At 71.7% G+C, this 13652-nt stretch carries 10 protein-coding genes; 4 read left to right on the plus strand and 6 right to left on the minus strand.

Annotated elements, in window-relative coordinates; genetic code table 11:
- Positions 1 to 489: 489 nt before the first annotated feature.
- Complete coding sequence (locus PD653B2_RS10240) at positions 490 to 1464, minus strand: DUF2332 domain-containing protein (RefSeq protein WP_085872279.1); 975 nt, start codon at positions 1462 to 1464, stop codon at positions 490 to 492.
- 58 nt (positions 1465 to 1522) lie between these two features.
- Here PD653B2_RS10240 and PD653B2_RS10245 point away from each other — a divergent pair, with 58 nt between their 5' ends.
- Positions 1523 to 2500, plus strand: coding sequence for a hypothetical protein (locus tag PD653B2_RS10245; protein WP_133059093.1), 978 nt, complete (start codon positions 1523 to 1525; stop codon positions 2498 to 2500).
- Positions 2501 to 2503: 3 nt separating this feature from the next.
- Here the strand turns inward: PD653B2_RS10245 and PD653B2_RS10250 are convergent, their stop codons facing one another.
- Positions 2504 to 3961, minus strand: a complete 1458-nt coding sequence (locus PD653B2_RS10250; RefSeq protein WP_085872281.1) for an NAD-dependent succinate-semialdehyde dehydrogenase — start codon at positions 3959 to 3961, stop codon at positions 2504 to 2506.
- Positions 3962 to 4343: 382 nt separating this feature from the next.
- On the opposite strand from PD653B2_RS10250, the gene PD653B2_RS10255 reads away from it, so the two are divergent.
- Positions 4344 to 6443 carry an elongation factor G-like protein EF-G2 gene (locus PD653B2_RS10255; protein ID WP_085872282.1) on the plus strand — a complete coding sequence of 700 codons (2100 nt, stop codon included), beginning with the start codon at positions 4344 to 4346 and terminating at the stop codon, positions 6441 to 6443.
- A gap of 98 nt (positions 6444 to 6541) precedes the next feature.
- Here PD653B2_RS10255 and PD653B2_RS10260 read toward each other — a convergent pair whose 3' ends face one another.
- The 4 genes from PD653B2_RS10260 to PD653B2_RS10275 form a co-directional block, all read right to left on the minus strand.
- Positions 6542 to 8437, minus strand: coding sequence for a penicillin-binding transpeptidase domain-containing protein (locus PD653B2_RS10260; RefSeq protein WP_085872283.1), 1896 nt, complete (start codon positions 8435 to 8437; stop codon positions 6542 to 6544).
- Between the two features lie 42 nt (positions 8438 to 8479).
- Positions 8480 to 10222 carry a DEAD/DEAH box helicase gene (locus PD653B2_RS10265; protein WP_085872284.1) on the minus strand — a complete coding sequence of 581 codons (1743 nt, stop codon included), beginning with the start codon at positions 10220 to 10222 and terminating at the stop codon, positions 8480 to 8482.
- 58 nt (positions 10223 to 10280) lie between these two features.
- On the minus strand, positions 10281 to 12101 hold the full coding sequence (gene glmS, locus PD653B2_RS10270) for a glutamine--fructose-6-phosphate transaminase (isomerizing) (protein ID WP_085872285.1): 1821 nt from the start codon (positions 12099 to 12101) through the stop codon (positions 10281 to 10283).
- Positions 12102 to 12165: 64 nt separating this feature from the next.
- The gene (locus PD653B2_RS10275; protein ID WP_085872286.1) at positions 12166 to 12435 is read right to left on the minus strand and encodes a hypothetical protein; all 270 of its coding nucleotides are present in this window, start codon (positions 12433 to 12435) and stop codon (positions 12166 to 12168) included.
- A 242-nt stretch (positions 12436 to 12677) separates the two neighbouring features.
- Between PD653B2_RS10275 and PD653B2_RS24905 the strand changes: the two genes are divergently transcribed.
- Both PD653B2_RS24905 and PD653B2_RS10280 read left to right on the plus strand, forming a co-directional pair.
- Positions 12678 to 12818, plus strand: a complete 141-nt coding sequence (locus PD653B2_RS24905) for a hypothetical protein (RefSeq protein ID WP_165763422.1) — start codon at positions 12678 to 12680, stop codon at positions 12816 to 12818.
- Positions 12819 to 12966: 148 nt separating this feature from the next.
- On the plus strand, positions 12967 to 13557 hold the full coding sequence (locus PD653B2_RS10280; protein WP_085872287.1) for a YceI family protein: 591 nt from the start codon (positions 12967 to 12969) through the stop codon (positions 13555 to 13557).
- Positions 13558 to 13652: the final 95 nt, after the last annotated feature.

The following is a 13652-nucleotide window of genomic DNA, read 5'->3' on the forward strand; positions in this document are numbered from 1 at the left end:
AGCTCGCCCTCCCACACCGCGGCGGGACCGATCGAGTCGACCGAGTGCATGGCGGCCCACTGGGCGGCCAGCTGGAACTGCTCGGACTCGGCCTGATCGGCGACCGCTCGACGTTCGCGGGCGGCAACCAGCACCGCGGTCGCGGTGTCGAGTTCGGTGGTGGCTGCCATGGTTCAATCAAGCACCCGCCACCGACAGTCAGACCCCCAAAACCCGGTTGTCCACAGGGTCCTGACGATCTCGAAAGTAAAATCTTTCGACGGTGACCACCACGGTCGACCCCAGCGGACCCGCAAGCCAGACGACGGCTGGAAATCGCCGCCTCAACCGAAGCGGACGGCGACCACACCACTCTGTAAATCAGCCGAGGCGGACCGCAGGCCGAGGGCAAGGAGGCGGGTCGGCTGCGGGGGTTTCGAGACAGGCGCTGCGCGCCTTCCTCAACCACCGGGGGCGACAGGACTTCGTCCTTCCTCGACCACCATCAGGTCACAGCCAGCGCAGCCAGCGGCCGTGGCCGTGCGTCCACCCGACCGCCCGGCCGTCGATGCCGAGCACGAAGCCCCGGTGGTCGGTCGCGTCCGGACCGGTGGCGGTGACCGCGGGCAGCACGCGCGGGCTCTCGTTGCTCACCCAGTGGCATCGCCCGCCGGCGACCAGCTCCGTCATCAGGTCGTGGAAGCGCGCCCGCCGCTGCTCGGGCAGGTAGGCGATCACGGCGCTGTGGAACACCACGACCGGGCCGTGCCGCCCGGCCTCGTCGACCAGGGCCGGGAGCTGCTCGACGAGGTCGCCCTGCAGCAGGTACGGCGGGTCGCGGCGGGCGACGTCGATCGCGCGCAGCAGCCGGGCCCGGCGGTCGTCGTGCTCGGGCCAGACGAGCGTCGAGAGCCAGCCCATCTGGTCCTCGTCGGCGACGTCGAGCGGGTGCAGGTCGATGCCGCCCCGCCACGCGACCTCGGGGGGCGCCGACGGCAGGGGCGCCGGTCCGCGCACGTCGCACGCCAGCCCCGGGCCCGCCCCGGCTGTCCGGACGCCGTCCCCGGTCGACCAGCGGTAGGAGTACCGGTCGGGGTAGAGGCAGAGCCCGGCGCTGGCGCCCACCTCGAGCAGCGCCACGGGCCGCTCGCCGGCCAGCGCGGCGAAGGCCGGCACCAGCGTGGCCAGCCGGCCGACCTCGTTGGTCTGGGTCGCTCGCTCGAGGATCGTCGACCGGATGGTCCCGTCGTCGCCGAGCAGCGCCGCACGGAACGCGTCGTACGGACCGGGCGCGGCGACGCCGTGCCAGCGCGCCGCGGCGAGGACCAGGTTGGGCTGCCGCTTCGGCACCGGCAGCTCGGCGAGCCAGGCGAGCACCTCGGCGTCCCCGGCCACCCGGGTCGTCCACTCGGCGAAGCAGGGCGAGTCGTCGGCGTGCTCGGCGAACTCGAGGTACTGGCGCACCGTGTCGGCGTAGACGTCCATGGGGGTGATCCTCGTCGTTTCACGTCCGGGCACCGCCCGGATGGGTCACCATTCTCGAATGAGGACCTTCGGGGGGCGAAGGGCGGTGACGCATGTCTCCGCCCTCCTCTCGCTGACCCTGGCGGCCTCGGTCGTCGCCGGCTGCTCCGCCGCCGTCGACCAGGCCCACAGCATCCAGACCAAGCTGGGCCGGATCGACGCGATCTCGGAGGCCGACGTCACCACCCCGACGGCCGAACGGGGTGCGGCGATCTCCGTGACGTACGACGGCGCCGGATCCCGGCGCGAGCTCACCGCGCTGATCGCCGCCATCGACGAGGTGGCGACCGACGCCGACTACCCGTCGTTCCGCCTCTCCCTCGAGCCGGTCAGCTCCGAGGGCGACGTGCTCGTCGTCGACGACACCTTCGCCGGCAGCAAGGACGAGGCGGAGGTCCTGGCCAACTGGCTCACCGTCCTCGACGTGGTGCTCGGCGACATCACCTACACGTTCGAGGCCGGCAACGAGTCGATCGACGTCAACGCCGAGGCGGCGGTCGCCCACGACGTCAGCGAGGCGAGCCGGCTCCGCTACGGGCACCCCGAGACGACCTGGACGTTCCACAACGGCGACACCACGTTCATCGCCTCCGGGAAGGTCTCGTCCACCGACGTGATGCTCTTCCAGGACATCCAGCGCTCCGTGTCGTCCGACGTGCTGCCCGCGCCGGCCCCCTCCTGGCGGCTGGAGCGCAGCGACCACCACGTGCTGCTCGACCTCGACATCGCGTTCCCCGACGCCCCGGTGGACCCGCACCAGCTCACCGTCCAGCGGTACGGCGACGACGTGGCGCGGCTGGTCGCGACGGCACTCTCCGCCGTCGACGTCGCCGGTCTCCCGGTCCGGATGCAGCTGCGCAACCCGACCGAGACCGGCAGCGACGTCTTCGGCTACTGGATCTCCGACCAGAGGCCGGTCCGCGGCCGCGACCGGCTGATGCGGGGCTGGGACCTGTGGCTGGTCGCGCTCGCGCACGACCAGCCCGCGGCGACCTGAGACTCAGCCCGCCGGCAGCGCGACGTACGTCGTCTCGAGGTACTCCTCGATCCCCTCGAAGCCGCCCTCGCGGCCGAAGCCGCTCTGCTTCACCCCACCGAACGGCGCCGCAGGGTTGGAGATCAGGCCGGTGTTGATGCCGACCATGCCGAACTCCAGGCCCTCCGCCAGCCGGATGGTGCGCGACAGGTCGCGGGTGTAGGCGTACGACGCGAGCCCGTACTCGGTGTCGTTGGCCTGCCGGATCGCGTCGGCCTCCGAGTCGAAGGTCGTGATCGGGGCGACCGGGCCGAAGATCTCCTCGGTGTTGATCGAGGAGCCGGCGGGCACGTCGAGCAGCACGGTCGGCGGGTAGAAGTAGCCCGGCCCGTCCGGCGCCGTGCCCCCGGTGACCACGGTGGCGCCGTCGTGGATGGCGTCGGTGACCAGCTGGCTGACGCTCTCGACCGCCTTCTCGTCGATGAGCGGCCCGACGTCCACGCCGGCGTCCTGGCCGCGGCCGACGGTGAGCGCGGCCATCCGCTTGCCGAGCTTCTCGCCGAACTCCTGAGCGACCGAGGTGTGCACCAGGAACCGGTTCGCAGCGGTGCACGCCTCGCCCATGTTGCGCATCTTGGCGACCATCGCGCCCTCGACGGCCGCGTCGACGTCGGCGTCCTCGAAGACCAGGAACGGCGCGTTGCCGCCCAGCTCCATGCTCAGCCGCTGGAGCTGGTCGGCCGACTGGCGCACCAGCACCTTGCCGACACCGGTGGAGCCGGTGAAGCTCACCTTGCGCAGGCGGTCGTCGGACTGGAGGGTCTGGCTGAACTCGCCGGTGTGGCTGGTCGTGACGACGTTGAGCACCCCACCGGGCAGCCCGGCCTCCTCGAGGAGGCCGGCCAGCGCGAGCATCGTCAGCGGGGTCTGGCCGGCCGGCTTCACGACCATCGTGCAGCCGGCGGCGATCGCCGGGCCGATCTTGCGGGTGCCCATCGCGAGCGGGAAGTTCCACGGGGTGATGAAGAGGCAGGGGCCGACCGGCTTCTTGATGGTGAGCAGCCGGCTGCCCCCGGCGGGCGCCTGCATCCAGCGGCCGTGGATGCGGACCGCCTCCTCGGAGTACCAGCGGAAGAACTCCGCGCCGTACCCCACCTCGCCGCGCGCCTCCGCGACGGTCTTGCCCATCTCGAGGCTCATCAGGTGGGCGAACTGGTCGGCGCGGTCGGTGATCAGCCCGAACGCCGTCCGCAGGATCTCGCCGCGCTCTCGCGGCGGGGTCGCCGCCCAGGAGGCCTGGGCGTCGACGGCGGCGTCGAGGGCGTCGACGGCGTCGGCCAGGGAGGCGTCGGCGACATCGGTCAGCACCGAGCCGTCGGCCGGGTCGATGACGTCGAGCCGGGCGTCACCCTCGGCCTCGCGCCAGGTGCCACCGATGAAGAGACCCCGCTGTCCGGGGCCGAGGAGATCGAGTCCGTTCATGGAGCCAGCCTTGCACTCCCGGACCTTCCGGCAAATCGCTGACAGGTCATCGGGTTCGTGGGATTCTTGGCGTGTCGACTTCGGAGGGAGCACCTTGCTGTCGGCACGAACCCCTTGCTGACCCCATGCAGCGAGGGGTTCCCCCTGTGGAGCAGGCACCGGAGCCCCCCTCGCCCCGGTACCGCGCCCACGAAGCCGCGAGGGTCTCGGCATCGCCGAGACCCTCGCGCTTGCTGTCCGGGCCTGTCGGTCACCACGGCGCAGGACCCTCGACGGCCCGAGCGCTGCGCGAGAGACCGCGCAAGGTCTTGTCAGCCGGGCCGAAGAGGAGTTGGGTCGGATCGAGGCCCGACCTCGTGGCCTCGGCGCAGGAGGTACGGCGATGGCGGACAGAGGCGGCTCCCGGAGAGGATCGGCGCACGATCTGGGGGCGAGCAGCCCGGACCGGATCAGAAACGTGGTGCTGGTCGGACCGGCCGGGTCCGGCAAGACCACCCTGGCCGAGGCGCTGCTCGCCGCCTCGGGCGCGATCACCCGCGCCGGCTCGGTGCGCGACGGCACCACCGTGTGCGACTTCGAGGAGTCCGAGCACGTCCACGGCCGGACCATCTCGCTCGCCGTCGCGCCGCTGGTGCATGCCGGCGTGAAGGTCAACCTCGTCGACACGCCCGGGTACGCCGACTTCGTGGGCGAGCTGCGCGCCGGGCTGCGGGCCGCCGACTGCGCGCTCTTCGTGGTCGCCGCCAACGAAGGCGTCGACGACGCGACCCGGGCGCTGTGGCGCGAGTGCGCGGCGGTCGGCATGCCCCGCGCGGTCGTCGTCGCGAAGCTCGACCAGGCGCGCGCCGACTACGACGGCGTCCTGCGCCAGGCCCGAGCCGCCTTCGGCGACCGGGTGCTGCCCCTCTACGTGCCACTCCGCTCCGGGAGCGAGGTGACCGGGCTGACCGGGCTGCTCGCGCCGGGCGCCGAAGCCGAGGCCACCGGCCTGCGCGGGGACCTGATCGAGGCGGTGATCGAGGAGTCCGAGGACGAGACGCTGATGGACCGCTACGTCGGGGGCGAGGAGATCGACGAGGACGTGCTGGTCGCCGACCTCGAGCGGGCGGTCGCGCGCGCGACGTTCTTCCCCGTCGTCCCGGTGTGCTCGACGACCGGGGTCGGCTGCACCGAGCTCCTGGACCTCGCCGTACGCGGCTTCCCCTCCCCGGTCGAGCACCCGTCGCCCGACGTCTTCCTGCCCTCCGGTGCGGAGACGGCGCCGATCACGGGCGACCCCGGCGGTCCGCTCGTCGCGGAGGTCGTGAAGACGACGAGCGACCCCTACGTCGGACGTCTCAGCCTGGTCCGGGTCTTCTCGGGGACGCTGGTGCCCGACCAGACCCTGCACGTCTCGGGGCACTTCACCTCCTTCTTCGGCGCCGGGGCCGGGCACCAGGACCACGACGAGGACGAGCGCATCGGCGCGCTCGCGCACCCCTTCGGGCGGGCGCAGGCCCCGACCGACCGCGTCGTCGCGGGAGACCTGTGCGCGATCGGGCGGCTCACCCGGGCCGAGACCGGCGACACGCTCTCGTCGGTCGAGGAGCCGCGGGTGCTGCGCCCGTGGTCGATGCCGGAGCCGCTGCTGCCGATCGCGATCGTCGCGCACAGCAAGGCGGACGAGGACAAGCTCTCGCAGGCGCTGTCACGTCTCGGTGCCGAGGACCCGTCCCTGCGGATCGAGAACAACCCCGAGACCCACCAGCTGGTGCTCTGGTGCATGGGCGAGTCCCACGCCGAGGTCACGCTCGAGCGGCTCACCGACCGGTACTCCGTGCACGTCGACCAGGTGCCGTTCGTGGTCCCGCTGCGGGAGACGTTCGCCGCCAGCGCGAAGGGCCTCGGCCGGCACGTGAAGCAGTCCGGCGGGCACGGGCAGTACGCCGTCTGCCACCTCGAGATCGAGCCGCTCGAGGAGGGCGCGGGCTTCGAGTTCGTGGACCAGGTCGTCGGCGGCTCGGTGCCGCGGCAGTTCATCCCGAGCGTCGAGAAGGGCGTGCGCGCGCAGATGGAGCGCGGCTGCCGGCACGGCCACCCGATGGTCGACCTCCGGGTCACCCTGGTCGACGGGAAGGCCCACAGCGTCGACTCGTCGGACATGGCGTTCCAGACCGCGGGCGCGCTCGCGCTGCGCGAGGCCGCCGCAGCCACGACGATCACCATGCTCGAGCCGTTCGACACCGTGGCGGTGGTGGTCCCCGACGAGCTGGTCGGCAGCGTGATGAGCGACCTGTCGGCCCGCCGGGCCCGGCTGCTCGGCACCGACAAGGCGGGCGACGACCGCACCCAGGTGCTGGCCGAGGTGCCGCAGACCGAGCTGGTCCGCTACGCCGTCGACCTGCGCGCCTCGACCCACGGGTCGGGTGTCTTCACCCGCAGCTTCGCCCACTACGAGGCCATGCCCGAGGACGTCGCCCGCGTCGTGCTGGAGCGCGCCTGACGCCGTACTTGTCATGGCAAACCCGCACGACACGCCGTGGCCCCTCGGCGTGTCGTGCGGGTTTCACCGGGCAACCGGTGAAACCCGCCGGCGTGTCGTCACGCCCGGGCGGCCCGCAGGAACGCCTCCAGGATCGGGCCGGCAGTGCCGGAGCCGGACGAGCCCAGGTCGACGAACACCGCCACGGCGAGGTCGCCCTGGGCGGCGATCATCCAGGCGTGGGTGAGGGTCCTGCCGCCCTTCTCGAACTCCGCGGTGCCAGTCTTCGCGATCACCGGGGGCCCGGGTACGTCGAGCAGCCCGGCCCCGCTGCCGGACGTCACCACCCCGCGCAGCATCGAGCGCAGGTCGGCGGCCTCCGAGCCGGACAGCGGCTCGGCCTCGTCGGGCACGGAGACCTCGACCGACCGGACCAGGCGCGGGACCACGGTGTGGCCCGCCTGGATGGAGGCGATCGCGGTGGCCATCGCCATCGGCGACGCGAGCACCGTGCCCTGGCCGATCATGTCGGCCGCCGCCTCGGTCGCGGACGCGGGCGGCTCGACGCTGCCGAAGTACGCCGGGAAGCCGAGGTCGTGGTCGATGCCGACACCGAGCGACGCCGCGGCCCCGGCCAGCTCGCCGTCGCTGAGCTTGCCCGCCTGGGAGATGACCGCGGTGTTGCACGAGTTCGCGATCGCCGTCCGCAGCGCGATGTCGCCGACCGCGCCGCTCGGGTAGTCGTCGTAGTTCTCGAAGCGCTTGCCGTCGACGGTGACCGACGTCGTGCACGGCACCACGGTGTCGGGGGTGAGGCCGGCGCGGAGCAGGGCCAGGCTGCTGACGCTCTTGAAGGTCGACCCTGGCGCCAGCCGGCCGTAGGTCGCGATGTTGTAGCCGTCGTTGCCCGGCCCGTTGGCCGCGGCCACGATCGCCCCGGTCGACGGGCGGATCGCGACCAGGGCGCTGGCCGGGCCGATGCCGGCCAGCTCGCGCTCGGCCGCCGACTGGAGCCGCTCGTCCAGGGTCAGCTCCAACGGCGTGCCCTGCTGGGCGTTGACGCGGAAGAGCTCGCGCTCGGCACCGTCCGGCGCGACGGCGTCGACCACCGCGCCGTCGATGCCCTGCAGCTGGTCGTCGTACCGCGCCTGGAGCCCGGAGAGGCCGGCCGTGTCGCCGATCCGGTACCTGTCCGGGTCGTCCTCGATCATCTCGGCGGTCACCGGGCCGACCGTGCCGAGGATCGGCGCGGCGAACTCGCGGGTCGGCGCCAGCGGCAGGTCGTCCTGGACGGCCAGCGCACCCCTGATCGACCGGTAGCCGGCGCCGACCGCGGTCGGCACGTCGTCCTTGCGGAAGACGATCGCCTCGACGAACGCCCGGTCGCCGGCGGCCTCCACCTGCTTCACGTACGGCGCCGCGTCGACGCCGACCAGGTCTGCGAGTCGGCGCGCCGACTCGCCGGCGCGCTGCGCGGGCACCTGGGACCGGTCGATCCCGAACCGGACCACCGGTCGCAGGGTCACCAACGGGGTGTCACCCGCGCCCAGGATCGGCCCGCGGGCACCACCGACCGGGGTGACGTCGAGGACGGTGGCCGGGCCGAGCGTGGGCTCCACCAGCTCGCGCGACCACGCCACCTGCCACTCGTCGTCGGCCTCGGTCAGCGCGGCCTCGGTGGTGTAGGTCCACTCGTCGCCCGCGATCGGCCAGGTCCAGCGGATCGTCGCGGTCGCCTTCCCGTCGGTCTCGTCGGCAGCGTCCGCCTCGACGACGGGCTCGACGTCGCCCAGGCCCTCGACGACCTCGGCGTACTCAGCCGCGACGTCGTCCGGCGCCTCGTCGACGAAGGCGACGTCGGTGAAGTCACCGGAGACGAGCGCCGTTGTCAGGGAGTCGACCGCGTCGTCGAGGTCGGGACCGGTCACCTTCTTCTCGGCGGCGTCGCAGGCGTTGAGGCCTGCGAGCGCGAGCACGAACGCGACAGAGACGGCGGCCAGCCGAGATGCCTGCATGACCTCGGTTCTACCAGCCGCCCCCGACGCGGGCGACCAGGCTCAGTGCTCCTTGTGCCGGGGCTTGCGCGCGGGCGCGCCGCCACCGTCGGGAGCCAGCTCGATCAGCTTGCCGGAGATCCGGGTGCCCTTGAGCTTGTCCCAGGCCCCGCCCGGGAGCTCGGCGGGCAGCTCGACCAGCGAGTGGTCACCGCGGATGTCGATGTGGCCGAAGTCCTGGCGGGAGAGACCGCCCTCGTTGGCGATGGCGCCCACGATCTGGCGCGGCTCGACCTTGTGGCGCTTGCCCACGGCGATGCGGTACGTCGCCATCGGCACGTCGGTGCGACCGCGCGGACGACGCTCTCCGCGCTCGGGGCGGGAGCCGAAGTCCTTGCGCTGCTTGGGCCCCCGGTCGTCGGCGTACTCACGCTCGTGGCGCGGCGGGCGCACCTCGGTGGCGGGGTCGATCAGCAACGGGGTGTCGCCCTGGGCGACGACGGCCAGCGCGGCGGCGACGTCGGCCTCGGGCACGTCGTGCTCGCGCACGTAGTGGGCGACGATGTCGCGGAAGCGCTCGATCCGCTCGGTCTGCGTCAGGGCCTCGGTGATCGCGTCGTCGAAGCGGGAGAGCCGGGTGGCGTTCACGTCGTCGGCGGTCGGCAGCTGCATCAGCGTGAGCGGCTGGCGGGTGGCCTTCTCGATGTGCTTGAGGAGGTAGCGCTCGCGCGGCGTCACGAACGAGATCGCGTCGCCCTTGCGGCCGGCGCGGCCGGTGCGACCGATGCGGTGCACGTAGGACTCGGTGTCGGTCGGGATGTCGTAGTTGACGACGTGGCTGATCCGCTCGACGTCGAGGCCGCGGGCGGCGACGTCGGTGGCGACCAGGATGTCGAGCTTGCCCGACTTCAGCTGGTTGACGGTCCGCTCGCGCTGGGTCTGCTGCACGTCGCCGTTGATCGCCATCGCGGAGAAGCCGCGGGCCCGCAGCTTCTCGGCCAGGGTCTCGGTCTCGTTCTTGGTGCGGACGAAGACGATCATGCCCTCGAAGTTCTCGACCTCGAGGATGCGCGTGAGGGCGTCGACCTTCTGGGGGTAGGACACCATCAGGTAGCGCTGGGTGGTGTTGGCCGACGTCGTCGTCTTGTTCTTGACGGTGATCTCGGCCGGGTCGTTGAGGTACTTCTTCGAGATCCGGCGGATCTGCGCGGGCATGGTGGCCGAGAAGAGCGCGACGTTCTTGTCGGCCGGGGTGTCGGCCAGGATCGTCTCGACGTCGTCGGCGAAGCCCATGTTGAGCATCTCGTCGGCCTCGTCGAGCACCAGGAACCGCAGCTCCGAGAGGTCGAGCGTGCCCTTGTCGAGGTGGTCCATGATCCGGCCGGGCGTGCCGACGACGATGTGGACGCCGCGGCGCAGCGCGCTCAGCTGGACGCCGTACCCCTGGCCGCCGTAGACGGGGAGCACGTGCACGCCCTTGATGTGGGCGGCGTACTTCTCGAAGGCCTCGCAGACCTGCAGCGCGAGCTCGCGCGTGGGCGCGAGCACCAGTGCCTGCGGGGACTTCTGCGACAGGTCCAGGCGGGAGAGGATCGGCAGCGCGAACGCCGCCGTCTTGCCGGTGCCGGTCTGCGCGAGGCCGACGACGTCGCGGCCGGCCAGCAGCGGCGGGATCGTCGCGGCCTGGATCGGGGAAGGCGTCTCGTAGCCGACGTCGGCCAGCGCCTTCAGCACCTTGTCGTCGAGCCCGAGGTCGGCGAACGTCACCTCGGGGGCGGTCGTCTCGTCGGTCTCGTCGTTGCTCACCCGGCAACGGTAGTGCTTATACCCCTGAGCACCAGATTCGACGACGCGGTGCGCTGGATCACTCGACCGTGACGGACTTGGCCAGGTTGCGCGGCTTGTCGATGTCATGGCCCAGCTCCAGCGCTGCGTGGTAGGCCAGCAGCTGCAGGGGGATGGTCAGCAGGATCGGGTCGAGCTCGCGCTCGCTGCGGGGTACGTCGATGCGGGTCACGTCCAGACCACCGAGGTCGACGTCCGCGTGGGTGACGACGACGAGCGGCCCCCGGCGCGCCGCGATCTCGTGCAGGGCACCGACGTTGCGGTCGGTGAGCTCGTCGTACGGCACCACGGCGATCGTCGGCACCTGCTCGGAGATCAGCGCCAACGGGCCGTGCTTGAGCTCGGAGGTCTGGTAGGCCTCGGCGTGCCGGTAGGAGATCTCCTTGAACTTCTGCGCGCCCTCGCGCGCGACCGGGAAGCCGCGCACCCGACCCACGAAGAAGAGGCTCTCGGCCGCAGCGAGCCGTCCGGCCAGCTCCGCGAGCGCGTCCTCCTGCGCGAGCACCTGCTCGATCAGCTCCGGCAGCCGGTCCAGGCCGGCGATCAGGCGCCGGCCGTCCGCGATCGACAGGTCCCGCACCCGCCCGAGCTGGAGCGCGAGCAGCGCGAAGCCCAGGAACATGTTGGTCAGCGCCTTGGTCGACGCCACCGCGACCTCGGGCCCGGCGTGCAGGTAGATGCCGCCGTCGCACTCGCGCGCGATCGCGCTGCCGACCACGTTGACCAGCCCGATCACGCGGCCGCCCTTGCGGCGGATCTCCTGGACGGCGAGCAGCGTGTCGATGGTCTCGCCCGACTGGCTGACCGCGACGTAGAGGGTGTCCGGCTCGATGATCGGGTTGCGGTAGCGGAACTCGCTCGCGGCCTCGGCGTCGGCCGGGATCCGGGCGAGCTCCTCGACCAGCGAGGCCCCCATCTGGCCGACGTAGTACGCCGAGCCGCAGCCGAGGATCTTCACCCGGCGGATCGCCCGGGTCTCGCGCGCGTCCATGTTCAGCCCACCGAGGTGGGCCGTGCCGAACCGCTCGTCGAGGCGGCCACGCAGCACCCGTTCGGCCGCGGCCGGCTGCTCGAGCATCTCCTTGTGCATGAAGGAGTCGTGGTCACCGGCCTCGTACGAGCCCGGGTCGATGTCGAGGGTCGTCACGTCGCGCGCGGTGCGGGTGAGGTCGAGGCGGTAGGTCGTGAAGCCGTTCGCGGTCACCGTCGCGATCTCCCCGTCGTCGAGGTGGGCGACGGTCGTCGTGTGCCGGACGATCGCGGCGAGGTCGGACGCGACGTACATCTCCTTCTCCCCGACGCCGATCAGCAGGGGGCTGCCGTTGCGCGCGACGACGATCCGGTCCGGGAAGTCGGCGTGCAGCACCGCCAGCCCGTAGGTGCCCTCGACCGCGGCCAACGCCTCGCTCACCTTGCCCTCGAGGGTGTCGGCCTCGGAGCGGCCGACGAGGTGGGCGAGCACCTCGGAGTCGGTGTCGCTCACCAGGTCGACGCCCTCGTCGGCGAGCCGCTGGCGCAGGCTCGCGGCGTTGTCGATGATCCCGTTGTGCACGATCGCCACGTCCCCCTTGGCGTCGGTGTGCGGGTGCGCGTTGACATCGTTGGCCGGGCCGTGGGTCGCCCAGCGGGTGTGGCCGATGCCGACCTTGCCGGCGAAGCGCTTGGGCAGGCCCCCGGCGAGGTCACGCACCCGGCCGGCCCGCTTGGCGACCTTGATGCCGCTGCTGGCGAGCACGGCCAGGCCGGCCGAGTCGTAGCCGCGGTGCTCGAGCCGGGTCAGCCCTTCGAGCAGGACGGGCGTCGCCTGCTGGGCGCCGACGTAGCCGACGATTCCGCACATGGTGGTGGTGTCCTTTCCCTGGGGTGTTCTCGAGACAGGCGCGGAGCGCCTTCCTCCACCACCGTCAGCCGTACACGAGGCGCCGCAGCTGGCGCTCGCTGAGCTCCGGAGCGGCGACCACGCGGCCGGCCAGCTCCTCGGCGATGCGCGCGAAGATCTCGGGGTTCTTCGCACCGTAGGTCTTCAGGTGGGCGTGCCGACGACGGACGTACTCCTCCAGGGGCTCGGCGTGGAAGGCGATCACGTCCTCCACCACCCGGGCCGCCTCCGCGGCCGTCAGGCCGGTGCTGGTCACGATCCGGTCGACGAGGACCGGGTCCGGAGGAGGGGGCACGACGAGGATCGTGCGCTCAGATCGCCCGACACTGCAACTTCCTGCCCGGAATCGGGCAGGAACGGCTGTTTGCCGCGACTACGGTCACGCGATCTCTCGATGGCGCAGGTGGAGCGAAACTGCCGCGGCGCGCCGCACCCTGACCCTCGAGTGGAGGGAATCTGCGCAGATGCGGGGTTCGGTGGCGGTCCGAGTGGGTATCGGCTACGCTGAGTGAACGGAAGATGAACGAAAGGCGTCCGATGAACGACTCGAAGATGACCACCGGTCTCGCTCAGACCTGGGTGTCGGTCACCGACCTCCAGGGTCGGACCCACCTCGAGGCCCGCTGGACCGCGGCCCCGCACGACCACGCTCCGGTGCACGCGACGCACGCCGCCTGACCCCCAGCCCTCGTCGACGACCCGCCCCGACGACGGGGCGGGTCGTCGTGCATTTCGGCAAGAAGTTCACCCATTCACGGGAATCAATCGGACCGCGGTCCGGTTACGGTGGTCAAAGGTTCAACCACAAACCACGAGGAGCCACGCCATGAACTTCTTCAACCGCAAGTCCGCCGAGCAGTTCGACGCCCCCACCGCCGCCGTCGAGGACATCTCCGGCGACTACACGCTCGACCCGACGCACACGCGTCTCGGCTTCAGCACCCGCCACGCCATGGTCACCACCGTCCGCGGTCACTTCAGCGACTTCGCCGGCACCGCCCACATCGACGCCGCGAACCCCGCCAACTCGACGGTCTCGCTGACCATCCAGACCGCCAGCATCGACACCGGTGTCGCCGACCGCGACGCCCACCTGCGTTCGGCGGACTTCTTCAACGCCGACGAGAACAAGGAGATCACCTTCACCTCGACCAAGGTCGAGCGCGACGGCGACAACTGGGCGATCACCGGCGACCTCACCATCAAGGGCACGACCAAGCCGGTCACCATCGACTTCGAGTACACCGGCTCGGCCCGGGACCCCTTCGGCAACCTGCGGGTGGGCTTCGAGGGTGGCACCACCATCAACCGCAAGGACTGGGACCTCACCTGGAACGCCGCGCTCGAGACCGGCGGCGTGCTCGTCTCCGACAAGATCAAGCTCGAGTTCGACGTCTCGGCGATCCGCAACGCCTGATCCACACCCCGCTGGTCTCGACCAGCATGCGCCTCCCGAGCGGGGCCGCCCGGAAATGGGCGGCCCCGTTCGGCATTTCCTGGTGTCATGTGCCG

Source organism: Nocardioides sp. PD653-B2 (assembly GCF_002117935.1).
Classification (GTDB): Bacteria; Actinomycetota; Actinomycetes; order Propionibacteriales; family Nocardioidaceae; genus Nocardioides.

Coding starts and splice junctions, on each gene's coding strand:
- PD653B2_RS10240 (WP_085872279.1), bottom strand. CDS start 1,464: ATGGACGTCTACGCCGACACGGTGCGCCAGTACCTCGAGTTCGCCGAG.
- PD653B2_RS10255 (WP_085872282.1), top strand. CDS start 4,344: ATGGCGGACAGAGGCGGCTCCCGGAGAGGATCGGCGCACGATCTGGGG.
- PD653B2_RS24905 (WP_165763422.1), top strand. CDS start 12,678: ATGAACGACTCGAAGATGACCACCGGTCTCGCTCAGACCTGGGTGTCG.
- glmS (WP_085872285.1), bottom strand. CDS start 12,101: ATGTGCGGAATCGTCGGCTACGTCGGCGCCCAGCAGGCGACGCCCGTC.
- PD653B2_RS10250 (WP_085872281.1), bottom strand. CDS start 3,961: ATGAACGGACTCGATCTCCTCGGCCCCGGACAGCGGGGTCTCTTCATC.
- PD653B2_RS10245 (WP_133059093.1), top strand. CDS start 1,523: ATGAGGACCTTCGGGGGGCGAAGGGCGGTGACGCATGTCTCCGCCCTC.
- PD653B2_RS10260 (WP_085872283.1), bottom strand. CDS start 8,437: ATGCAGGCATCTCGGCTGGCCGCCGTCTCTGTCGCGTTCGTGCTCGCG.
- PD653B2_RS10280 (WP_085872287.1), top strand. CDS start 12,967: ATGAACTTCTTCAACCGCAAGTCCGCCGAGCAGTTCGACGCCCCCACC.